Source organism: Ureibacillus endophyticus (assembly GCF_003628435.1).
In the GTDB taxonomy this organism is placed as follows: domain Bacteria; phylum Bacillota; class Bacilli; order Bacillales_A; family Planococcaceae; genus Ureibacillus; species Ureibacillus endophyticus.
Window position 1 is genome coordinate 1 of record NZ_RBZN01000033.1, and the last position, 23,674, is coordinate 23,674.

At 35.0% G+C, this 23,674-nt stretch carries 23 protein-coding genes; 13 read left to right on the forward strand and 10 right to left on the reverse strand.

Annotated elements, in window-relative coordinates; all coding sequences use genetic code 11:
* The first annotated feature begins 381 nt into the window (after nucleotides 1–381).
* From D8M03_RS12350 to D8M03_RS12385, 8 genes are all read left to right on the forward strand, one after another.
* On the forward strand, nucleotides 382–1,227 hold the full coding sequence (locus D8M03_RS12350; protein ID WP_170148441.1) for an N-acyl homoserine lactonase family protein: 846 nt from the start codon (nucleotides 382–384) through the stop codon (nucleotides 1,225–1,227).
* 74 nt (nucleotides 1,228–1,301) lie between these two features.
* The gene (locus tag D8M03_RS12355) at nucleotides 1,302–2,573 is read left to right on the forward strand and encodes a sugar ABC transporter substrate-binding protein (RefSeq protein ID WP_121215100.1); all 1,272 of its coding nucleotides are present in this window, start codon (nucleotides 1,302–1,304) and stop codon (nucleotides 2,571–2,573) included.
* 31 nt (nucleotides 2,574–2,604) lie between these two features.
* Entirely contained in the window at nucleotides 2,605–4,113 is a 1,509-nt protein-coding gene (locus D8M03_RS12360; protein ID WP_121215101.1) for a sugar ABC transporter ATP-binding protein, read from the forward strand.
* 41 nt (nucleotides 4,114–4,154) lie between these two features.
* Nucleotides 4,155–5,129 carry an ABC transporter permease gene (locus D8M03_RS12365; protein ID WP_121215102.1) on the forward strand — a complete coding sequence of 325 codons (975 nt, stop codon included), beginning with the start codon at nucleotides 4,155–4,157 and terminating at the stop codon, nucleotides 5,127–5,129.
* Nucleotides 5,130–5,153: 24 nt separating this feature from the next.
* Nucleotides 5,154–5,342: a twin-arginine translocase TatA/TatE family subunit gene (locus tag D8M03_RS12370; RefSeq protein ID WP_121215104.1), complete on the forward strand. Its 189-nt coding sequence runs from the start codon at nucleotides 5,154–5,156 to the stop codon at nucleotides 5,340–5,342.
* 40 nt (nucleotides 5,343–5,382) lie between these two features.
* On the forward strand, nucleotides 5,383–6,108 hold the full coding sequence (tatC, locus tag D8M03_RS12375) for a twin-arginine translocase subunit TatC (protein WP_121215105.1): 726 nt from the start codon (nucleotides 5,383–5,385) through the stop codon (nucleotides 6,106–6,108).
* Between the two features lie 26 nt (nucleotides 6,109–6,134).
* Entirely contained in the window at nucleotides 6,135–6,893 is a 759-nt protein-coding gene (locus D8M03_RS12380; protein ID WP_121215107.1) for an SDR family NAD(P)-dependent oxidoreductase, read from the forward strand.
* 133 nt (nucleotides 6,894–7,026) lie between these two features.
* A complete protein-coding gene (locus D8M03_RS12385; RefSeq protein ID WP_121215109.1) occupies nucleotides 7,027–8,643 on the forward strand; it encodes a flavin-containing monooxygenase in 1,617 nt (538 codons plus the stop codon).
* Nucleotides 8,644–8,910: 267 nt separating this feature from the next.
* Here D8M03_RS12385 and D8M03_RS12390 read toward each other — a convergent pair whose 3' ends face one another.
* The 4 genes from D8M03_RS12390 to D8M03_RS12405 all read right to left on the reverse strand — a co-directional run bounded on the left by D8M03_RS12390 (nucleotide 8,911) and on the right by D8M03_RS12405 (nucleotide 13,136).
* Nucleotides 8,911–9,615, reverse strand: coding sequence for an SAM-dependent methyltransferase (locus D8M03_RS12390; protein ID WP_121215110.1), 705 nt, complete (start codon nucleotides 9,613–9,615; stop codon nucleotides 8,911–8,913).
* 109 nt (nucleotides 9,616–9,724) lie between these two features.
* Complete coding sequence (locus D8M03_RS12395) at nucleotides 9,725–10,681, reverse strand: alpha/beta hydrolase (RefSeq protein ID WP_121215112.1); 957 nt, start codon at nucleotides 10,679–10,681, stop codon at nucleotides 9,725–9,727.
* A 62-nt stretch (nucleotides 10,682–10,743) separates the two neighbouring features.
* A complete protein-coding gene (locus D8M03_RS12400) occupies nucleotides 10,744–11,502 on the reverse strand; it encodes a glucose 1-dehydrogenase (protein ID WP_121215114.1) in 759 nt (252 codons plus the stop codon).
* Between the two features lie 14 nt (nucleotides 11,503–11,516).
* Entirely contained in the window at nucleotides 11,517–13,136 is a 1,620-nt protein-coding gene (locus tag D8M03_RS12405; protein ID WP_121215115.1) for a flavin-containing monooxygenase, read from the reverse strand.
* A 196-nt stretch (nucleotides 13,137–13,332) separates the two neighbouring features.
* Between D8M03_RS12405 and D8M03_RS12410 the strand changes: the two genes are divergently transcribed.
* A complete protein-coding gene (locus D8M03_RS12410) occupies nucleotides 13,333–13,935 on the forward strand; it encodes a LuxR C-terminal-related transcriptional regulator (protein ID WP_121215116.1) in 603 nt (200 codons plus the stop codon).
* Nucleotides 13,936–14,001: 66 nt separating this feature from the next.
* On the opposite strand, the gene D8M03_RS12415 is transcribed toward D8M03_RS12410, so the two are convergent.
* From D8M03_RS12415 to D8M03_RS12435, 5 genes are all read right to left on the reverse strand, one after another.
* Complete coding sequence (locus D8M03_RS12415) at nucleotides 14,002–14,454, reverse strand: DUF2269 family protein (protein ID WP_121215117.1); 453 nt, start codon at nucleotides 14,452–14,454, stop codon at nucleotides 14,002–14,004.
* A gap of 504 nt (nucleotides 14,455–14,958) precedes the next feature.
* Entirely contained in the window at nucleotides 14,959–15,762 is an 804-nt protein-coding gene (locus D8M03_RS12420) for a hypothetical protein (RefSeq protein WP_121215118.1), read from the reverse strand.
* Between the two features lie 256 nt (nucleotides 15,763–16,018).
* Nucleotides 16,019–16,756, reverse strand: coding sequence for a conserved phage C-terminal domain-containing protein (locus D8M03_RS12425; protein ID WP_121215120.1), 738 nt, complete (start codon nucleotides 16,754–16,756; stop codon nucleotides 16,019–16,021).
* Nucleotides 16,757–16,896: 140 nt separating this feature from the next.
* Nucleotides 16,897–17,076, reverse strand: coding sequence for a hypothetical protein (locus D8M03_RS12430; protein WP_121215121.1), 180 nt, complete (start codon nucleotides 17,074–17,076; stop codon nucleotides 16,897–16,899).
* A gap of 144 nt (nucleotides 17,077–17,220) precedes the next feature.
* Entirely contained in the window at nucleotides 17,221–17,673 is a 453-nt protein-coding gene (locus D8M03_RS12435; RefSeq protein WP_121215123.1) for a hypothetical protein, read from the reverse strand.
* 120 nt (nucleotides 17,674–17,793) lie between these two features.
* On the opposite strand from D8M03_RS12435, the gene D8M03_RS12440 reads away from it, so the two are divergent.
* Genes D8M03_RS12440 through D8M03_RS17745 form a run of 4 tightly spaced genes read left to right on the forward strand, consistent with a single transcriptional unit; the run spans nucleotide 17,794 to nucleotide 21,580 of the window.
* On the forward strand, nucleotides 17,794–19,137 hold the full coding sequence (locus tag D8M03_RS12440) for a spore germination protein (RefSeq protein ID WP_121215124.1): 1,344 nt from the start codon (nucleotides 17,794–17,796) through the stop codon (nucleotides 19,135–19,137).
* A complete protein-coding gene (locus D8M03_RS12445) occupies nucleotides 19,134–20,243 on the forward strand; it encodes a GerAB/ArcD/ProY family transporter (RefSeq protein WP_121215126.1) in 1,110 nt (369 codons plus the stop codon). The genes D8M03_RS12440 and D8M03_RS12445 overlap by 4 nt, the downstream gene beginning before the upstream one ends.
* On the forward strand, nucleotides 20,224–21,345 hold the full coding sequence (locus tag D8M03_RS12450; RefSeq protein WP_121215128.1) for a Ger(x)C family spore germination protein: 1,122 nt from the start codon (nucleotides 20,224–20,226) through the stop codon (nucleotides 21,343–21,345). Before D8M03_RS12445 ends, D8M03_RS12450 begins: the two co-directional genes overlap by 20 nt.
* Before the next feature lie 52 nt (nucleotides 21,346–21,397).
* Complete coding sequence (locus D8M03_RS17745; protein ID WP_245987583.1) at nucleotides 21,398–21,580, forward strand: hypothetical protein; 183 nt, start codon at nucleotides 21,398–21,400, stop codon at nucleotides 21,578–21,580.
* A 988-nt stretch (nucleotides 21,581–22,568) separates the two neighbouring features.
* Here D8M03_RS17745 and D8M03_RS12455 read toward each other — a convergent pair.
* Complete coding sequence (locus D8M03_RS12455; RefSeq protein ID WP_147404822.1) at nucleotides 22,569–23,639, reverse strand: restriction endonuclease; 1,071 nt, start codon at nucleotides 23,637–23,639, stop codon at nucleotides 22,569–22,571.
* Nucleotides 23,640–23,674 lie beyond the last annotated feature (35 nt).

The following is a 23,674-nucleotide window of genomic DNA, read 5'->3' on the forward strand; positions in this document are numbered from 1 at the left end:
CAAAAATATGGGCGCAACCTTTTCGGAATGTTTGTCAAGAGCGATTGTCCCCTCGTTCGGAGAGTACTTATCGCCCAATACCTTGTGTTTTTCAATTTTTCATAGAAGTTTTGACACTACCGTTAACTTAATTAATTTAACAACATAATTAACTTAGTTAACTACTTAATAGTATAAACAAATTTATTTTAAAATCCACCACTATATCCACAAATTACCTGTATCAATTTGATACAATTTTGTACTTACTGTATCAAAACATACCTCTTAAAAAGTTTCTTTTGATACAAAATTTATATTTTTATAGACTTTTTTAAGGCTTTCATAGTTTGGCATGCGATTTGCTTTATGTTTTTGTGTAAGACAAAAGGAGTGATTAAAATGGCTAAAATTACAGTAAAAGCAGTTCAATGTGGTTCATTCGGACTTGATAGAGATGCTCTCGTAGCAGGTGCTCAATTAACTATTCACAATAAGAATAAGCCTCGCGAATGGTATGCTTGTCCATCATTCACTTACGTTATAGACCATCCAGATGGCAAAATGTTGTTCGATGCTTCTATTTGGCGAGGGTGGAAGGAAGAATGGCCACAAGGTTGGGTTGATACAACAGATTATACAATGGCATCAGACGAAGAATACTTTGAAGCAAGATTAAAACAATTAAAATTGGATCCTTCAGACTTTAAATATGTTTTTTTAAGTCATCTACATTCTGATCACGCAGGTAATGCCCGTTTATTCGCTGGAACAAATGCACAAATTTTAGTTCATGAAAAAGAATTAAATGGAGTAGCTCAGCTAGAAGCAGATGGAAAAAATGCACACAATTTCTTCTTATCATCTGATTATAGCGTTAGCGGATTAAAATATACAACCATGTATGGTGATCAAGAAATTATGAAGGGCATTCGTACTATTAGCTTACCAGGTCACACTTGGGGCACGATGGGACTGATGATTGAATTAGAACATAGCGGTACCATCATTTTATCTGGAGATTCATTATACTTGGCTGATAGTTACCATACTGGTATGGGTTCAATGATTGACGAAAATCGAGACGAGTGGCGCCGATCACTCAATAAAATTAAATTACTTCAAAAAGCTCATAACGCAATGATTATTCCTGGACATGATCATAATGTGATTCATCACGAATGCTCATGCTCACCTTTAAAATCTGAAAATAAATTACGTTTATGGCCAGATGCACAATACGACTAATCTATTTCACTAAGAAATAGATGTATAGGAAATATCAATTATAAAAAATGTCCATTTCGGAAAGGAGCAATTAAATGAAAAACTTTGAGAAAGAATTAAGCCGTCGTCAATTTTTACAGAAATCACTGAAAGCTACTTTAGCGTTAGGTGTAGTTAGTGGTGCTGGATCGATTTTAGCAGCATGTTCTTCAGACTCTAATCAACAATCAGTTACAACAAGCGGTTCAAATAGCAAATACAATGTAGGTACTGTTGCAAACCAAACATTTAACTTAGAAAATACGTACTTCTCACTGTTCGATAATTCTGTTCAAGAAGCTGCTCTTGCATTAGGCCTAACACATTTATTCCAACAGCATGATGGAGATAGTGCAATTCAATTATCTCAGCTTGATCAACTTGCTACTAATCAAGGAAAAGGCATTATTACGTATGCACCTACTGCAGGTGTAGTACCTACATTTGCCAATACAGCACAAAGTAAACAATTATATTTAGTAAATATTTGGAATACACCAGCTTGGTTCACGCCTTCCAATGTGGGTGATTATTATGTTCAATACAATGACTATAATGGTCGCCAAATGGGTTACGAAATTGCATCATATCTATTTGAACACCTAGGAGGAAAAGGAACGGTACTTCATATTCCAGGATTCCCAGGAACAAGTTCAGATGAAGCACGTACTGCTGGTATCCAAAGGGCTTTAAAAGAATATCCAGATATTAAATTAGTTGTAGGTCAACCAGGAAACTGGAACCGCGTTGATGCAAAACAAGCAATGGAAGATTTACTCGTTTCTACAAGTAGCTTTGATGGCGTAATCGGTCAAAATGATGATCAAACACAAGGCATTTTACAAGCATTGAAAGAACGCAATATTAAAGTTCCTGTAGCAAGTATGGACGGGACTCAAGAAGGAGTTCAGTCAATTATTAACGGTGATATTTTATGTTGTGCTGCAATGATTACAGCTCACCAAGGTGGCAGTGCGTTAGTTCAAATTTTCGATAAAATGAATGGATGGGAGCCGAGCTTACCTGAGCGTATGATGTTCCATCAACATGCATTCATAACGAAAGACAATGCTCAAGCGGTCTACACACGTTTATTTGAAGGTGAAGGTACTGGATTTGATTGGGTAAAAATGTCTCGTGTCTTAACTCCTGATAATTGGGATCCACAACTTTTACTTTACCCTATTGACCCATGGGATTTATGGGATGGTCAAAAAGTTGAAAGCGGTATGGGTCTACCACCTGAATATGACGAGGCAAAGAAAAATGGTGAATTCGAACGCATTACAGAACTATATAAAAACCAATACAAAATGAAATTCTTATAGATCATGCCTATGCTATTTAAGGAGGACTTAAATGCAAGAGATTATTTTAAAAGTACGTGGTTTAGACAAAAGCTACGGCCCTACTAAAATATTAGAAAACGTAGATTTAGATTTATATAGTAACGAGATTTTAGGATTAGTAGGCGAAAACGGAGCCGGTAAGTCGACACTATTAAAAATTCTAGCTGGCGTTACCCCAGCAGATAAAGGTTCTATAGAGTGGCTTGGGAAAACGGTTTCTTTTTCAAATACCCTTGAAGCTACAGAAAACGGGATTGGTATGGTCTTCCAAGAACAAAATTTAATTTCCGATATACCTGTTTATGAAAATATGTTTTTAGGAAGGCAGCCTTCTAAATTTTTAGTAGATAAAAAAACCATGATTAATGCATGTAAAGAAATTTTTGATGAATTGAATTTACATGTAGATCCAACTGTCATTACTGGAACGCTTCCACTTGGTATTCGACAATTTTTAGAGATCGCAAAATCATTAATGCAAACAACGACAGTCAATGGGCGACGAATCATTTTGTTGGATGAACCTACCGAAGCATTATCAAAGGATCAACTAGAGATTTTCATGAAAATTATTAAATCAAATAAACAAAACGCTTCGTTCATTTTTGTCTCCCATCGCTTAAATGAAACCATTGAATTATGTGATCGATTGGTCGCAATGAAGGATGGTAAAGTTGTCACTTCCATGCCTGTTACAGAGCAAACAACAGAAGATGATATTCATCAATTAATGGTCGGACGACAACGTGATGTGGAATTTTATCATGAGAATTTACAAGTAGTACCAACAGATGAAATTGTTTTTAGCCTGAACAATGTATCTTACAATAATAGTTTAGAAGATATTTCTCTAGATATCAAAGCTGGAGAAATTGTAGGACTAGCTGGTATGTTAGGGTCCGGACGTTCCGAATTAAGTAAACTAATGGCTGGGATTATCAAACCCGATACTGGTGAAATTTCATTTTTAGGCAAGAGTACAGAAAAGGATGATTTATCTAAACTCGTTAAAAAAGGATTATGCTATGTTCCACCCGAGCGGAAAGAAGAAGGTGTTATTTTACCACATTCAGTGAAATGGAACTTATCTTTGGTTACACCTTCTGTTTATATTAAATCATTTTTAAACTTAAAAAATGAAAAATCCCGAAATAGTAAAATGGTAGAAAAAATGCGTGTAAAAACACACTCTCTAGATACACCTATTGAATTTTTAAGTGGTGGTAATCAACAAAAAGTCGTCTTAGGCAAATGGTTAATTCGCGATGATATTAAATTGATTATCGTAGAAGAACCAACACGTGGTATTGATGTAGGTGCAAAACAAGAAATTTATAAATTGTTCCGTGATTTGACAAGCCAAGGTATTTCGATACTCATTAGTACTGAAAATTTATTGGAATTAATAGGACTGTGCAATCGAATTTATACCATGAAAGACGGAAAAATTACTGCCGAAATTTTAGCGGATGTAGAGAGCAAGCCCCATGAGATCGATATTGTTAAACATATGGTTTAACTCTAAAGAAGCTCCATCACTTTTAGGAGGTATCTTATTGTATGGAAAATATTAAATCCTTACCAATAGAAAAGAAGTTTAATTGGAATAAGTTGAAAGACATACTTCTGCCGTTTCTAGCTCTTGCGATTTTAGTAGTTGTGTTTTCAATTATGAATGAAAACTTTTTAACAGGCAATAACATCTCAAACTTACTACGGCAAATGTCGATTTTATTAATTGTCGCCCTTGCTGGTACACTAGTTATTTTAATTGGTTCAATTGATTTATCGGTCGGATCGATCGTTACATTAAGCGGTACAATTGCAGCTTTAACTATCCCAACAATGGGTGTATGGGCTGTATTTGTCGGTATGGCGATTGGTATGATTGCTGGAATGATTAACGGCTTAATTTTCACAATATTCAAAATTCCGTCGTTTTTAGTTACTTTAGGTATGATGTCTGCTTTTGCTGGTTTATCCAACTACATTTCACAAGGTAAGCCGATTACATTTTTTAATCAATCTTTTAGTAACTTAGCCCAAGGAGCTCTCATTCCTGGCATACCAAACCTATTCTTATTCGGCATCATTTGCTTTGTTGTCATGTACTTAATTTCCACTCGAACTGTTTTTGGACGTAATGTATTTGCAGTTGGTGGTGGAGAAAAAGTTGCTGCACTATCTGGTATTAAAATTAATCGTTTAAAAGTAATCGTTTTCTCCATTTCAGGTATTCTTTGTGGTTTAGCAGGAGCTCTATTAGCTGCTCGTATCGGAGCTGGAACACCTCGTATGGGTGATCCCTATTTATTAGATTCAATTGCAGCAATCGTTATTGGTGGTACAGCTTTATCTGGTGGTATTGGCGGTATTCAAAAAACAATTATTGGTGTTTTAGTAATTACAGTTTTATCAAATGGAATGAATATTACAGGTATTCATCCTTATATCCAGGAGATTGTAAAAGGGATTGTGGTAGTCGCTGCTGTAGCTGTTACAACAGATCGTAACAAGTTTTCGTTAACAAAATAAATTAAAAATTCAAGGAGTGATTATATGGGAATCGGATCGATTGGAATTCCAGGTTTAATCTTAATTTTAGTAATAGCACTTGTGATTTTCGGACCGAAAAAATTGCCTGAGATTGGCAGTGCCATGGGCCAAACATTGAAAGCGTTTAAAAAAGAAACAAAAGAGCTTACAGAATCATTTGACGAGACGGTAGAAACACCAAAAGAAAAATAAATTATTAGGCAAAATAAATTTCAAGAAAGGAGGAAAAGATTTGGAAAATCAAACAATGAATGTTATCGAACACCTTGGTGAATTAAGAAAGCGCATCATTTCTGTTTTAATATTTTTCACTGTATTTTTAATCGTTTCTTTCTTTTTTGTAGAAGATATTTATGCCTTTTTAATAAAGGATATAGAACAGCCACTCGCTGTTCTTAGTCCTACAGATATCATTTGGATATATTTTTGTATTGCATCCGTTGCAGCGCTCGGTATCACTACCCCCTTTTTCTTTTATCATGTGTGGAAATATGTTTCACCAGGATTAACTGAAGAAGAAAGAAAATCTAGCGTTATGTTTATCCCTTCTTTTTTCATCTTATTTTTCCTTGGGATAACATTCGGATTTTACATCATTTTCCCTACAGTATTACAGTTTCTTTTAGGCATGGTCAACAGCATGTTTGAAGCCGTATTTACTGTAGATAAATACTTTAAATTTTTGTTTATGTTAACCGTGCCGTTAGGGATAATTTTCGAGCTACCAGCAATTGTAACATTTTTAACTAAAATCAAAATTTTAACCCCAGATATATTAACTAAATATAGAAAGGGTGCCTATATGATTTTAGTAATAGTTTCCGTGATTATCACACCACCTGATTTTATATCAGATATTTTAGTCATCGTTCCGCTATTCATTCTCTATGAAATTAGCATCATTTTATCTAAATATACTTATCGAAAAGTTAGAAATGAAGTAGAGGTATTAAATTAATTACTAATTAAGATAGGAGAGTAAAAATGAAAAGATTAGAAAATAAAGTTGCTATTATTACTGGTTCCGCTTCTGGTATGGGGCGCTCGACTGCTGAATTATTTGCAAAAGAAGGTGCAAAAGTAGCGGTTACAGATTTAAATGTAGAGCAAGGTCTAGATGTTGTTGAAAATATTAAAGCTGCTGGAGGTGAAGCTCACTTTTGGAAATTGGATGTTTCCTCTGAAGACAGTATTAAAACTGTTTACGCAGAAGTCGTTGAAAAATGGGGAAAATTAGACATTTTAATTAATAATGCTGGTGTAACAGGTGTAGATAAACCAACTCATGAGTTATCTGAAGAAGAATGGGATTTTGTATTTAATGTTGATGTAAAAGGCGTATTCTTCTCTACTAAACATGCAATTCCTTATTTAAAAAAGAATGGAAAAGGATCAATTGTCAATTTCTCTTCCATTTATGGATTAGTGGGGTCACATGAATTAACAGCTTATCATGCTGCAAAAGGTGCTGTTACTTTAATGACAAAAAAAGATGCCATTACATATGGCCCTGATAATATTCGTGTGAACTCAGTACACCCAGGTACAATTTTAACTCCTTTAGTTCAACAATTAGCGGATAATTCGCCTGGGTATAAAGAAAATCAAATTAAAAAGCACCCGATTGGTTTTTTAGGAAAACCGGAAGATGTTTCTTACGCTGTCCTATTTTTAGCTTCCGATGAGGCAAGGTTTATCACAGGTGCATCCCTTGCTGTTGATGGTGGTTATACAGCTCAATAATCTATTAAACAATCAACTTATCAAGAATCCATTTACATTAAAGGTGGTGAGGTACATCCTTTCAATCCAAAGTGCTATGAAACTCGCTTATTAGCATTCATTAAAAAATAATAACATTAGGGGGAAAATAAATATGAGTAAATTAGATGCAAATTTAGATTTTGATGCAATTGTAATCGGTGGAGGTTTCAGTGGAATTTATGCAGTTCATCGCTTAAAAAATGAACTTAATTTAGATGTTATTGCTTTTGAAAAAGGTGGACATGTTGGTGGTACTTGGTACTGGAATCGTTACCCTGGTGCCCTATCAGATACGGAAAGCTTTGTTTATCGCTTTTCTTTCGATAAAGAGTTATTACAAGAATACACTTGGACACATAACTATTTAACACAAAAAGAAGTTCTTAACTATTTAACACACGTAACTGAACGTTACAACATTAAGGATAATTTTAAACTTAATACAGAAGTTACGAAAGTAAAATTTAATGAAGATGAATCTTATTGGGAAGTAACTACCAACCATGAGAAAACTTATACTGCTCAATTTTTAATTTGTGGATTAGGGCTTTTATCGGCAGTTCATAAACCGAATATTCCTGGAATTGATAACTTTAAAGGTCAATATTATCATACTGCACAATGGCCAGAAAATGCCGACTATAAAGGGAAAAAAGTTGGCGTAATTGGAACAGGTTCTACAGGTATTCAGTTAATTACAGCAATTGCTCCTGAAGTAGAGCATTTGACTGTATTTCAACGTACTGCTCAATATAATGTGCCATTAGGCTATAGAAAGCAGTCAGAAGAAGAAATTGCTGAAATTAAAGCGAATTATGATCAAATTTGGGATACCGTTAGAAACTCCGTCACTGCCTTCGGTTATCCAGATACAAATATTAGTGCGATGGATCACTCGGAAGAAGAACGCGAAGCGAAATTTGAAGAAGCATGGAAACGAGGAAATGGTTTCTATTTCTTAAACCATGTTTTCAATGACCTTGCTACAAATCGTGAAGCAAACGATGCCGCAGCGAATTTTATTAAGAAAAAAATTAAAGAAATCGTTAAAGATCCTGAAACTGCAGAGAAATTAACACCTAAAGAACCATATGCAAGACGACCATGTGCGAATGATGGTTATTATTATACTTTCAACCGCGACAATGTATCATTAGTGGATATTAAAGCGAATCCAATTGTAGAAGTTACTGAGAAAGGAATCCGTACTACAGAAGGTGAACATGAATTAGATGTGATTATTTTCGCTACAGGGTTCGATGCAATGGATGGAAATTACACTAAATTCCCTATGATAGGACGTAACAATGTTGTTTTAAAAGATAAGTGGAAAAATGGATCAAGATCATATTTAGGAATTATGGAATCTGATTTCCCTAATATGTTTATGTCACGTGCTCCATTAAGTTCATTTACAAATAACCCTCCTGCAATTGAATCAGAACTAGGTTGGGCGATAGATCTTATCAAATATTTAATCGATAATAATTTACGTACTGCAGAACCAACAAAAGAAGCAGTTGATGGTTGGTACGATTTATGTCTGAAATTATCAGAAGGTTCATTATTCGGTGAAACGCAATCTTGGATTTTTGGCGCAAATATCCCAGGGAAACCAGTTTCCGTAAGATTCTACATGGGTGGTATGGGTAATTATAATAAAGAATTAGAAAAGAGAGGTTTCTCGGAATTAGTGTTTGACAAGGCCCTTGAAAAAAGTGATAGATAAGAAGATTTAGAAGACCTTTCCTTTCCCCTCCCCTTTAATTAAATTATATAAAAAGATAGTTTCTGTTCTATACAGCAACTATCTTTTTTATTTTACTAATATATGAAATATAAATTCGAATCTACTTGTATATCTGGAACATTCCCAAGAAAATAAAAAATTGTATGTCGACACTCCATAATGTGCCAAATATTAATTGAAGTTTAGTAGTATCGCCATTGCTTGGGCTGTATACTGTTAATTTTTACATCCATTGCACTCTCATGACTACCCCTTTTGAATTTTTAACATCGTATTCGCATTTAGTTGAAACTCATAAGGTACTTTCACTTCTTCAACGGTACAGCCCTTTTCCACTAAATAACGGAGGATTTTATCTAAATGCTCATATTGGTTTCCCTCTAAATCAACTAATGGGAAAATACGTACTTCCCCTTTCGTAACCCGCAATAGCTCATTTAATGTTTCAAGATGAAGTTGAACATCCAATCTATCCGCATACATAAATAAAAAATGAGCTGACAGAAGAATATCAAACTCTTCATCTTTAAAAGGTAAGAGTGGTAAGATAACGGGAACGTATTTTTCGTTGGATTCTCTCATATGATTTGCACAATCATGTAAGGCACGTATACGGTGTTTTCTCAGACCTTCTATATCCTTAAAGTAATCCCATTTATAATTATTTAGAGCTTTTTCCATATGCTCCATGGTGTGCTCAATGTCTTGAAGACCTTTATTTTCTAAATCCTCACTAGCATGGTAATAAGCAATGTCACATGCGGTGATATCTAAACCTGATTTACTACCTACAGCAGTAAATGAACAAGCACCCGCTGGACAATCTAGTATGTTCTTTCCTTGTAGCTCTTCCTCTGAAAGTGAGAACATCTTTAAATATTCTTCAAAGGTTCTCCCAATAAAAACAATGCGTTCTAAATCTAACTTTGTACTTTGCTCTACTTTGCTCAACTAAACTCACCTCTACTAAAAAATTACATTTATTTTACCATGAAAATATTGGTATTTATAACCCCATTAAAAAAGACTGCACTCTTAAGAAGAGTACAGCCTTTAAATTCTATTTTACTTCTACTTCAATTGTTCGATTCAATCCAAATTTCACCGCATTAATATATTCTTGAACCGCATTGTTTGCGATGTCTGCGTGTGGATTTAATGTCTCGAAGGCATGGTATCCACCTGCATATAAATGGAAGTCAACATCGACACCAGCTTGTGCCAATTTCGTTACGTATTGTAACGTTTCATCACGGAATGGATCCAGTTGGCCAACGCAAGTGTATGTGTACGGTAATCCTTTTAAATCTTCAACCGTTGCTCGAGCTGGCGCCGCGTGGTAAGGGATATTTTCACTTCCCTTTAAATCACCTAAATACATCGACCAGCCAGCTTCATTTAGACTATAATTCCAAATGAAGTTCCCTGTAATTTCTTTATTCGAGAAGTTATCATTTAAATCGTTAATCATCGGATATAATGGCATTTGGAAAATGAGGTTTGGACCTTTGCGATCTTTTGCTAACAATGCTAAGGCTGCCGTTAAGCCCCCACCCGCGCTCGCACCTGCAATACCAATACGATTTGCGTCAATATTTAATGCTTGGCTATTATCAGCAATCCACTTTAATGCACTATAGCAATCTTCTAGAGGTGCTGGATATGGATGTTCTGGTGCTAAACGATAGTCAACAGACACTACTGTACAGCCTGCTTCTTTTACGAAACGCTGACAAAGTCCGTCATCACCCTCTGGTACACCGATTACATATCCCCCACCATGAATCCATAACAAGGCAGGCACTGTTTCTGTTCGTCCTTTTAACTGATAAATTCGTACGCGTAACGAATTGCCATCTGGACCATTAATGAACTTGTCCTCTACATGGATATCCTCTTCAATCGGTGCTGTTGGTGAATTTGCCATTCCTTCGCGCACTGCATCAAGGTAATCTAAGTTTAATGGCGGAAATGCATCTAATAAATCTCTTAAATCCGGATGTACACGTTTAATCATATTTATTCCCCCTATGTTATCGCTTTCATTTTTTACTCTATTAATCTATTACAGAACTACTATCAATATGCCAACCAACCTGCATCAACTGGAATCACTGCACCATTAATAAAGCTTCCCTGTTCACTCGCAACTAGTAATATTACATTTGCAACATCCTGTGCTTCTGCTAATTTTGGAGCATTCATTGTGCCTGATCCTACTTTTTGCTGCCCTAACTGATGTGGATTTTTAAATACGGTACCCATTTCTGTATTAACCCCACCTGGAGCCAATGCGTTACAACGTATCCCTTGATCCGCATACATAAATGCCGTATTTTTCGTCAACCCAATAATGCCATGCTTTGCAGCTGTATAGGCCACGCCTGCAGGGGAACCACCTACCCCCGCTGCAGAAGATAAGTTAATAATCGTACCATGTTGCTGTGGTAAAAATGCTTGTACAGCTGCGCGACACATTCTCATCGTGCCGGTTAAATTAATATCAATTACTCTCGACCAATTCTCATCTTGTACGTCACCTACAGGAGAAAAATTATCCATAAAGCCCGCATTATTCACGACAATATCAACTTTCCCATAGGTTGCTAGAGTTTGCTCAAATACTTGTTCTACATCTTCCGCTGACGTAATATCCACTTTAAACGCGATGGCTTCTCCATTATTTGCGTTAATTTCGCTTACGGTTTCTTTTGCTTTTTCTAATTGGATATCTGTCACAACGACTTTCGCCCCATGCTGCGCAAAAAGTAGTGCTGTTGCTTTGCCAATGCCTTGTGCTGCACCTGTAATAATCGCTACCTTATCTTGAAGTAACAAATTACTCACACTCCTTAAATTTCCCGTATAGATGAATAAAGTTGGAATTCTTCATAACCTGAAGCCGCAACTGCATCGCATTTTTTCCGGTAATTATCAAAGCCACCAAGATAAATTAAGAAGCTTCGAGGTTTTCCTTCAATGTTGGCACCGGTATACCATGAGTCTCCTTTTGTATACAGAGTCATCTCTGCAATTTCACGATTATGTTTGCTCCATGCCTCTTCTGCATCCTTTGAAGGCTCAATTGCATCAATGTTTTGTTTTTCCATATAATTGATACAATCTACAATCCAATCAACATGCTGCTCGATGGCAATCGGCATCACGACTAGTACTGAAGGGCTTTCTGGTCCTGTAATCATGAAGAAATTCGGGAAATCTTTCGTAGCTAAACCTAGGAATGTTCGAACTTTCCCGCCGTTTTCCCATTTTTCATTTAACGACACGCCATTTCGTCCTTTAATGTCCATACGTAATAAAGGACCAGTCATACCATCATAGCCTGTTGCAAAGATAAGGACATCCAATTCAATCTCTTCTGTCGTTGTTTTAATACCCTTTGCTGAAATTTTTTCAATTGGAGTTTTCCGTAAATTCACTAAGCGTACGTTCGGGCGATTGTACGTTTCATAATAGTCCGTCCCTAATGTTAGACGTTTTACCCCATACATGTAATTTGGTGTCAATGCTTCTGCTGTTACTGGGTCTTTCACTATATTTTTTATTTTTTTACGAATAAACTCTGACACATACTCATTTGCTTGTTCATTGACCATTAAATCATAATAAGTGGTCGTCATTTGGAACCCACCGATTTTCCAAGCTTCTTCAAATACGGCTTCACGCTCTTCTGCCGTATCTTCAAGGGCTGATTTATTACGAGGTATTATTGCACTGCCAGATGGAGAATAGTGTAAGAGTTTTCGAGTTTCTTCAAATTTTTCTTTCGATTCGTTAATAAATTCCTGCGTATAATCATAATTGTTTGCAGGTAAAACGTATTGTGCAGTACGTTGGAACACCGTTAATTGTGAAGCAACCTTCGCTACCTCAGGAATAGTTTGTACACCGCTTGATCCTGTCCCAATAACACCCACTCGTTTGTTCGTTAGGTCGACACCTTCTCTCGGCCATTTTCCAGTATGATACGCTTCCCCTTCAAATTGATCGAAGCCTTCAATTTTTGGTATATTCGTTGCCGACAAACAGCCCACTGCGGAAATAAAATATTTCGCCTTTACGATTTCTCCATTTTTTAGTTGGACATTCCAAATGTTATGTTCTTCATCAAAGGTTGCTCCTAAAACTTGCGTATTAAATTGGATATCTTTTCTTAAATCTAATTCGTCTGCTACAAAATTTAAGTAATTTAATATTTCTTCTTGTTTTGGGTATTTGGAAGTCCAATTCCACTTTTTATATAACTCTTCGGAAAAAGTATAACAATAATAGATGCTATCAATATCACACTTAGCACCCGGGTATAAATTCCAGTACCATACACCCCCAACATCTGTACCTGCCTCATAGACAACTGCATTTAAGTTCGATTCGCGAAGCTTATGAAGCATATAAAGACCTGCAAATCCTGCACCAACAACCACTGCATCGACATATTTTTGATTTTGCATACTAGTCCCCCCTTATCGAGTACAACTTCATTATATTGAATATTGCAAATATTGAATATTCACCTAAATTAAGGTAATCTATACTCAATAAGGGGGAATCTTTCTGCAACTATCTACTACCTTTTCAAAATCTTTTTTATCGTTACGTACCATTCAGTCACATGAGGAGTTATTTGTAAAAATACTAGATTTATATTTGCATAGTTTTCCCGTCAAAAATGGTCTATTACTTCGTTATTCTCCAATGGGCCATATTGGACAAGGCATTATCTCCATCAACATAGATGAAGGCTACAAATTTATTACGCATTATGTGGAAGATCTTCGCAACGTGCCGATTATTATGCAGGCTTTACAAGAACGCCGCGCACAATATGTAAAGGGGATCGACTATTTAACATCCATGCCGAGTAGATATGTCTCGAGGGAAGGGTCAGAACAATTCATTGTCGTGCCAATTTTTCATGGTAATGTGTCCATTGGCTATATTTGCGGAGATGAGTTTGAAGAAAATTTCCAAATGTCCAGCACTCTATTGGAAACGTTTACATCATTCGGTCGATTAACGGGCGAACTCTTTATGGCGAAAAATCAAGGGGATAACATTTGTCCATTAAGTAAACGTGAACTAGAGGTCATGCAGCATGTTGCCTTAGGAGAAAGTACTAAAGAAATAGCTGCTGCCATTCAAATCAGTGATTTAACGGTCAATCAGTATATTAAATCAGCCATAAAAAAATTGAATGCGCAAAATCGAGTCGAAGCCATCGTAAAGCTTTGTAAGTTGGGGTTGATTTAATATAACGAAAAAAGTGGGAATTGACCTGTACCAATTTCCACTTTTTCATAGTTAAAAACTTGTTTATTAAAATGGTTTTAATGACATTAACATAATCATTACTACGGCAATAATACTTGAAATGTTTAATGCTGAATTTGATTTTTTATTTAAAGCTAAAACAGAGTCTGGAATTATATCTGTTTTTGCTGCTTCTAATAAAGCATTTGATTGTTTCATCGCTTTAGCAGAAACGCCAATAACAAAAATTTGAGCAACAAAGTATAGGATAATAGATGTGATATACCATGCTTGTGTGAATAAATATGTATTTAAAGCACCCATGATAAGACCTGTTACTAATAGTGTAAGACTACCGATTTTCACCGGTTTTTCGATTTTCTCCATTAATAAATGCATTAACATTAATTGTTCTCTATTTTTCGCGATTTTGCTGATAATCGGAAAGGCAAAAGCAGGACCCATCCCAACTACTGCTGCAATTACATGAATTACAACTATAAGACCATATAAAGACATTTTCTTCCTCCCTAATGAATATATTTACAGAAAACTATTATACTACTAAAATAACTATATTTTTAATAAAAAATTATAGTAATATTTTACAATAGATTTTGGAAGGATTACTAATGAATCATATTTGCATTCGTAAGCGTATATTAAATGGGACCTACCCTTTATGCATTATTCAAAACATTGCTATACCTACTAGTTTGGAAAAAGAAATAAATTATATTGATAGAAAATTAGCTAGCTAAAGTTCTTTTCACGGCTTAATTTTTCCTGGGAAAAAGTAAAAGTAAATTTCTTTAAAAATAAAGAGCCCTATAATTATACCAATTGAGATTAATAGACCTCTTCCTATGTTCTCACTTTCCACTATGATTCCTCCCATATTTTTACTCTACAACTATCAACGTATCCTCTCATAATTGGTTGCAGAATTTGGAAGTTCATATATTTAAAAATAACGCACCCACGATTAAGTGAATGCGTGCAAATAAATCATGCATATAAAACCTACATTCTATAGTACCCTAAATGGTAAATAGTTTCCCCATTTTGACGTTTTATGAAAATAATGTTTTTGGTTTCAACTTTATTCATAATATCTCCGTCTTTGGAGTCAAAGATGGAAGTCCAAAATGAGTCTGCACCAGAACCTTTAGCATTCATTTTTTCTACATAGGTTTGAATAGCTTCATCATCAAATTGAACAGAATAGGTGATTTCAACTTCAAATTGAAAATACTTAGATAGTTCTTGAAGATCGATGCCATTAATTTTTTTCACATCAAATTGAAAATCCATGTCTGCCACTTCAAAAAGATCTTCATACTCTCTATCACTTGTCACAAAATCTTTTCCACTAAAATATCTCAAAACATGTTCTTTGTCTTCGTTTTTTAAACCAATCGCAAGTTCATTCAAATATTGTTGAGTTTGTTCTTGTGCATCTCTTACTTCTTCTACTGCCATGACCATAATATCTATTGGATAATCAGAAATAGTTCTATAGGTTGCTTGATAATCCAAAAGGTCGATGAATGCCTCATTTACATCGCCCAAATCTATTTCACGTTGATTAAAATAATCTTCAACATAAAAATTTTTCACATCATCACTAAGCGTTTGCCACATTTCCGCTGTGACATTTTCAAAATCATCTAAATCTGAAGGTATTTCTTCTGTGAAGTCTTCCATTTCTTGTTGGTCTACGGTTGTTTCTTCTACTGTCTTATCTTCATAATTTGCCTCTTCCTCTGAACATGCTGTTAGTAATGAAACTACCAATGTTAAGAGGATAAATACTAGTTTTTTCAAATATACTTGCCCCTTCCTATAACAAAACTAGTATTATTGTGACATAATTTCATCTGTAAATAAATATCAATACAGTAATTTTTATCTACATTACAGTAAAAACCTAAAATTAACGACCTACAGCATATTAGATGGCAGTTGAAAATAATCTAGTACCTTCTTTCAGCACTTGAATTTTACGTGTGATACTCTATGTTAATATAGTTCTTTAAAATTAATGGACTCGACTACAATCTACATTCAGCTCTAAATATATTTAAAAATTTATCCCATCACTAAACACATATGGCTCTCGCTCATTCTTCACCATTTCCCCGCTCACCTTTTCATTTAGGTATGATTCGAATTTAGTCCCGAAAAGTGTTTCAGGGCGTAGATACTTATTCATGTTCTCGTCGTGTAGCCATGTGCTTACTTTCTTGTCGATAACCGTTTTGAAGTCTGCTTCTGTAAAGCCTTCGTTGAACCTTGCTTTGATATGCTTCTGTGTTGTTTTTGTGGTATACCGATAATTAGTATTTGCTTGTTTATTTAGGTAGTCGATGATTTCCTTGAATGGAATGGCGAACTCGACAATATCTTTACTATCAGTATTTAGTAATTCAGTATTTAGTTTAAAGTCAGTATTTAGTAGCGCTTCATTCTGTTGGTTTATCGTATGTGAATTGATGTTGCTTACATTGACGTTTTGTGAAAGTAAATTTTGGGGTACTTCATAGACAATTGTCTCCCATTTTACGATTTGATGATTTTCATAGACAGGGAATCTTTCGAGATAACCAAATTTCTTCAGCTCGTTAAACCCCGAACGGAATGACCTTTCACCGTCTGACCCATGTTTCATTAATTCCTCTACGTAAAAAACCCAATTATCTGGCATGGACAGCATATAGGCAAGGATTCCTTTTGCCTTCCAACTCAATCTTGCGTCGTTCAGTAACCCTCGATCTAATACCACGTAATTTTCTTTTTTTTCAACTCGAATAATTGCCATGTGCTCCACCTCTCCAATTTTTTTATACTAGCTATTTTCTATATATCTTTTTAATCAAAATTAAGAGACATGGAGTTTTTAATTTTTATAAAATAAAAAAGCTACGCTAATTTGAAGCGTAACTAAATTATATAAGGATACTATTCACATTTATTTGGACAATTGATTTCGAGATATCGAGCGATAATTTTTCCTAAAGGTTGGTCAAAACTCTCTTCTATATCAACTTTAATTAATACTTCTCCGTCTCCACATTCACAGAGTCGTTTTGCTTCAATAATACTCGTTCTTGTATGCCATTTCCCCCAATCATTCCCCATCACACTCCCCCTTTAAGACTATAATAAAGGTTGTTAGCGCTATTGTCTTTAGCATGTTTTTGATATTTCTATCAATATTCCACTTTGTCCGTAGAAAAACAGAATTTACTAAAAATATTATTCTATGATATTTTTCCTTGAATATTACTCATCCAACAATTCAATTAACTTCTCTGCTCCAGGTCCCTCAATTTTCACCGTCATATTCTCCTGAAGCCATATATGTAGATAGCCCAATTTTGCTAATGCTTTTGCTTTTTTATTTACTTCATTTCTGAATAGTGGGGTTTCGGGCCAAGCAGCTATAAAATATGTATTGTTACCACCATTCTTTTCCTCCCGCTCCATCAACTTCGTAATTTGCTTTCTTACATATTCTCGAACCAAACTCCGCGAAAATGGTTTAATAGATGGATCTGTATCATACTTATTGCCAATAGACCCTTTTGCCTCAATTAGAAGCGTTACCCCGTTTTTAAGTAGCTCCATATCAATGCCCTTTTCGTTATTTTTAGCCATCGAAATTAAAGTAAACCCATGTTTTGTAAAATAATTTTCTATTGCATCAAGCAATTGATTTTCCGTGATGATTACCATGATTTCCCCCTCTTCCGAAAATATTATATTACACTTTTTCTTCCCTCAAAATGCATTATTTCACAATAGTGGGAAACACTAAGTTTGGATTCTTATCTCTATTAGATTGGAGAAAACTGTATGAATACGCAGGAAACTCTTTTGTGGATCAATGAACAATTTAGCCATACAAATGAATTGGTACAAAAAACATTAGAGTACGAACAGAAAAACATTGCCTATATGTACATCAAGTCTTTGATTGATAATGAAATGCTTCAGAAAACTATCATTAAACCCTTTTTTGAAATGGCGAATATGGAGCAATTCAAACTTTATGTACAAGCATTACCACAATTTGAGGAAGTCCCAGCAAAAGAGCAAGTTCTCCTAGAAATTATGAATGGTAGTATCTTATTGGAAATTGGTAATGAATTATGTTTAATCGATCTTAAATTATCGAAAAACGATGAGGTTTCATCTGCTTCGGTAGAAATGACCATTCACGGATCGCAAATTGCGTTAAGTGATAACTTATTGACGAATTTAAACTTAATCCGTTCTTACTATCGACAACCAACCTTGAACATCGAATATATGTCCCTTGGTGAAGTCAATCAGCAAAAAGTTGCGATTGTTTACGATACGGAAAAGGTGAATACCCAAGCGTTGAAATTAATTAAAGAGAAACTTCAAAGGGTCGATAAACAAGTTATCTCTGCAGCTAATCAGTTTAATAACTATTTGAATGATAAGCGTTTTTCATTGTTTCCTCAAATGATTATGACAGAACCGCCAGACCGTATTATTTATAATATCGCCGGGGGAAAAGTCGTGATTTTACAAGATGGCAGTTCCCAATGTTTAGCGGCACCTGTCGTATTTTTCGATTTTATGAACACAATGGAAGACGATTACCATACCGTGATTATTTCAACTTTCTTAAGGTTGCTTCGGTATTTAGGATTTTTTATTAGTCTACTTCTACCAAGTATCTATGTGGGGGTTACCTCTTATGCCCCAGAAGTATTTCGCACGGAACTTGCTTTAACCGTTGCTGGAAGTCGAATGGGCGTTCCTTTTTCATCCTTTGTTGAAGTATTGTTCATGCTCTTTTTCATGGAACTATTACTCGAAGCCAGTATCCGTCTCCCAAAGGCTGTCAGTGCAACGGCTACAACAGTTGGAGGGTTAATTCTTGGAACAGCGGTGACCGAAGCTTCCCTTGCATCCAATATTATGGTCATCATCGTCTCTGCAGTAGCCATTTCTACATTTGTAATTCCAGTAAATGAAATGGCCTTCGCGATTCGTATTGTCCGCCTTCTATTAATAGTCATAACAAGTATTTTCGGATTAGCAGGACTTACTTTAGGATTCCTTGTGTTCATTTTGTATTTAACAAGTTTGGACAGTTACGGAGAGCCTTACTTGAGAGTCTATAATTATAAGAAAAATAAGGAAAGATCGGAGGGACATCTTTGAGTCGATATTTTTACTACTTCGTCTTAATTAATATGGTGGCTAATATTATTGCATCCGTCCCTTCCATCCTTTTAAGGCATTATAATGAAGGGTCCGTTTCTGCCATGGTACTTGCAACCATTACAGGAACACTGATAATTACCGTATATGCAAAGTTCTTTATACAATTCCCTGGAATGACCTTGCCCGATTTATTAAAAAAAACGACGGCGAAATGGTTTTATGTACCACTTATTTTGATAATGACCGTCGTTTGGTTTATAGCAGGGATGATTACATTAATTACGTTTACGTTTCTTCTAATCCGTTACTTAACACCTGAAATGCCAATAATACTCATTAGTCTTTCTATTATACTATCTGTCATCTTAGGTTGTCTCATAAAAACAGATCGAGTACTTTATACAGTCGAAATCATCATGCTAATAACGTTTCCATTAATAATATATATCTTTTTTAAAGCTTCTACTGATGCAAATATTAACTGGAATTTTATTAAAGAAGCAACTTTGTTTATTAACCAAATGCCGAATCTAGAATCGTTTACATCTTCTTTTTACTTATTTCTTGGAGTGGGTAATCTTTTTATTTTTAATCGTTTTTTCAACATCAAGCAAAAATTTGGATGGAAGCAAATTATTTCAATATTCTTTATTACAATATTAACGTTATTTACAACGTATTTTATCCCAATTGGTTTTCATGGTACATCCGAAATTGAAAGTCTCGTGTATCCATGGCTTCAAACAAGCGACTCATTACGTATGAAATATTCTTTAATTGAACGGGTATTATTTGTATTTTTATTATTTTATTTATGTATTGCCTTTTTAAGCATCCTCATCCATTGGCATGTTGCCGTGGAATATTTAAAATATTTATTTACCTTTGAAAAAATTAAGGTTAAAGATGTTAACATAGGTATTTTAATTCCACCTGCCATATTTACAGTCATTTCAACTTATTTTGTACAAGCACTTAACGAAAGCCAATTGTTCCGTTTTTCGAGTATTTTTTATATGATACTTGCCGGATTTTTCCCCTGTATGATACTTGTATTTTTTTACATCAAGCGGAGGATGAAATATGCAGAAAATACAAAGTAAATTGAAATTGTTATTCATTTTTTCAATATTGTTTTTTCTCTCCGGCTGTGAAGAATTTAAAGATGTCGATAAAGATGTTTTTGTTTCAATGATTGGCATTGACTTATCAGAAGACAAAGATAAACCTTACAAAGTAATTTTAAAACTATTTGTTCCTACTAGCTCCTTTAAACAAAATCCCGAAGCCAATTACACTTACCTTGTGGAAAAAGGGGAAACTTTATCAGAAGCCATTCGAATGTTAGAAACCCATATTGACAAAGAACTAGACTTTGGCCATATGAAGCTGATTGTCATTGGTGAAGAACTCATCAACAACAATAAAACGAAAGAAATTTTAGATTTTCTATTAAGAAGGCCGGATATTCAACTAATTTCTTGGATTACTGTTGGGAGACCGAATGCGGAAGAGATTGTCAAAATGGTTCCTGCGGGAGAAACGGCAGCCTACCCATCACTGTATAATTATTTTGATGGAAATGGCACAGAAAGTCCTTATATTGTGACTACGTTTTTATTCGATTTTCGGAGAAGAATGATGGATAATGGCTTGGATCCCATTTTACCAATTGTTCAAGTAAGTGAAAATAAAACGACCTTTACAGTAAATAAATCCTTTGTATTAAAAGATAAAAAAACCCCATTTGAATTGGATTCGCTCTCTACATTAGTGTTTAATACCCTTTCAATGAATGTGCAAATGGCTGATATCGAAGTAAATGAGGAAAATGAACTTTTTGTTGCAAGACTAGATAAAATAAAAGCAAAAAATAAAGTAAAGGTACAAAAGGATAATCAGGTTTCTTTAGAAATCGATGCTAAATTAGTTGGATATATAGCTGAATCGGAAAATGCATTGAATATGCGTGATTTACCAAAGTACAGCCAACTGTTGGAAAAAGAAGCGAAAGATAAAATAACAAAATTTATGAAGCTACTCCAATCTGAAGGCATTGATCCAATCGGCTTTGGTTTAAAATATAAGGCTCAAACGATTCATCATAAAAGAATGAGTACTGAGAAGTGGAAAGAAGCTTACAAAAATGCAGATGTAAAGGTGAAGGTTTCAGCATCCCTGAAAAGTACAGGTTCTATCCAATAATAATATGTGGTATAAGTTCAGAGGGAAAGACAAAAACTTTTTTTAAGGAGTGATGTCAGTGGAAAAGGACGATAAATATCTTACAACCGCCCCAAAAAAGAAACAAATCACCGTTGAAAACGAAATGAATGTAAGAAGCATACTAGAAAACTCAGTGAACAAAAATAAGAAACTGGAAGAAGCGAATATTGCCATCACCGGTGATGAGATTAAGCAGCAGAATGAGAATCTTTAAATTGTTAGGAGTATCCAGATTTGGACACTCCTTTAATCTTTGGTAACAAATGATTCTGCTGGGGTTCACCAATATGACATACCATTCTCGAAAAGGTGGGGGTCACAGCCACTTTTCTTTTTGTTTCTAACTTTTTAATAAGTCCGAAAACATTGATATAACAATGTTTTGGACTTATACTTTTTACTATATTTTCTTTACAAAACCTTCAATTTGCAGTAATCAGGCGCTTCATAACGCGTAACACATTTCGTGGATCTTGTTTCGAACCAGTTTCTGTACATATAACTAAATCCTCATCCTGATAAAGTTCATTGTGTTTCTCTTTAAAGGACTCCTGTTGTGTGCAATATTCCTTTAATTCTTTCACGACCAATCTGAAATTGGGACAATGCGATTTGATTTTTGTATCTTAATTAATGTTAAAACATAACCTTTTTGTGGAATATACGCTAATGATCGTTGAACATGAGTCGTTTTATTAACTAATTAAATATTGGGTTTGACATTTCATCAAGCCAACCATCTACTATTTCGTTAAAGAACACCCTTAGCGTTGCAATATTACCGTTAATTATAATTGCTTTCAACGCAACTTGCTAACAGTGTCTAATAAATTGCTTAATGTGAATCTGTTCTACTTGTTCTAGTTCGGTAATGCTATATTCAGATTCCACAAAGTCTTCCTGAAAGTTCAGACGGTTGTTGCAAAGTTCTATATACTTTCCTACCTTGTTTTTGCTGATTCAAGCTGAAGTCATAAATCAGTTCGTGTAATTTATCGAAAATAAAAAATCCCCTTTCAGTTAGTCTGTTAAAACTAACCAAAAGAGGATTTAAAGAAACATATAAATAGTTTCACGTGATACTAAAAAAATTCAGAATCGACATCAGCTAAACCGTTGATATGACTTTATTTATAGCGTATTTACACTATAATATTCATCCATATTATTTCTACTCAATCTTTGCAGGTGAAGTTGATGTTTTACAATCCACTTTCTATGGCAGTAACAATCGCCCGTAATCTATTCACGGCACTTTTTCCATGGGCTAACATATAGGTTGAGTTCTCGGATGCAGATGCTTTGCTTACTAGAACAAGTATGCCTATTTCATGTTTTGAAAGAATATGAAAAACATCCATCAATTCTTCCAAAGTGGGAGAAATAGTAGTTGCCCTAAGCAAAAGGTATAAATCACGCGGAGAAAGATTACCCAAAAGTTCTTGTTCCTGTCTAAACTGAGAAATTACAAGCGTAATAATATCCATCTGTCGCCTTTTTGCTTCCATAATTCCATCGAGTTTTGAAAGCCCATCTGGAACTTGAAAAATATATGCTATTTCATCTAATGATAATCCCAAGGCATGGGAACTACGAGCCACTTCAATTAATTCTTCAACTGTGATAAGAGCAAACTTTTTCTTGCGGGCATGATTTCGTATTGTATCGCCACTAAAACTAGCACCAACGATAGCAACATAGTCTGCATTATTTTTTTCTTTATGCATATCAATTGCAACATCACTTATATCGCTATGAGATACAGTTCCCGAACTCTTAGATTTCCCGTCAGCAATAGCAATTATATTTTTTCCTTCACTATCTTTCCACCGAATAATTACATCTGTATCGCCAGCACCACCAATACGTTTAGCATCGAAGCCCATGTAACAGAATGTTTCGGCAATAGACTCTTCAAAAGCCACCCCTGAAGCTTTTCCAAATGCCATAGGGTCCTTTGAAGATTCACCTAATCGATCAAATAATTCATCAGCCAATGTTCGCTCAGGCTCTGTAGCAACAACTGGTTCCTTTGATTCATCCACATCTGTTTCATCTTCGATGTTCAATACCTCATTAAACAATGGCAAGCGGGAAACAAACTGTTTGCCCAATGAGGTCGCTTTCAAGTGCAGATATCGTGGTTCTTCCAACAAACCTGCTTCAAGCAAAAAGCCAGCAATCCATCTAGCTTTTTCCGTATTGAGTCCATAGTTTTTTGCTTGTGCATAAATATCATTTCGAATCGAATCATTTTCGGCAGCTTGAATCATTTCCCCTACAAAGCGCATATGGCAGTGGAGAATCC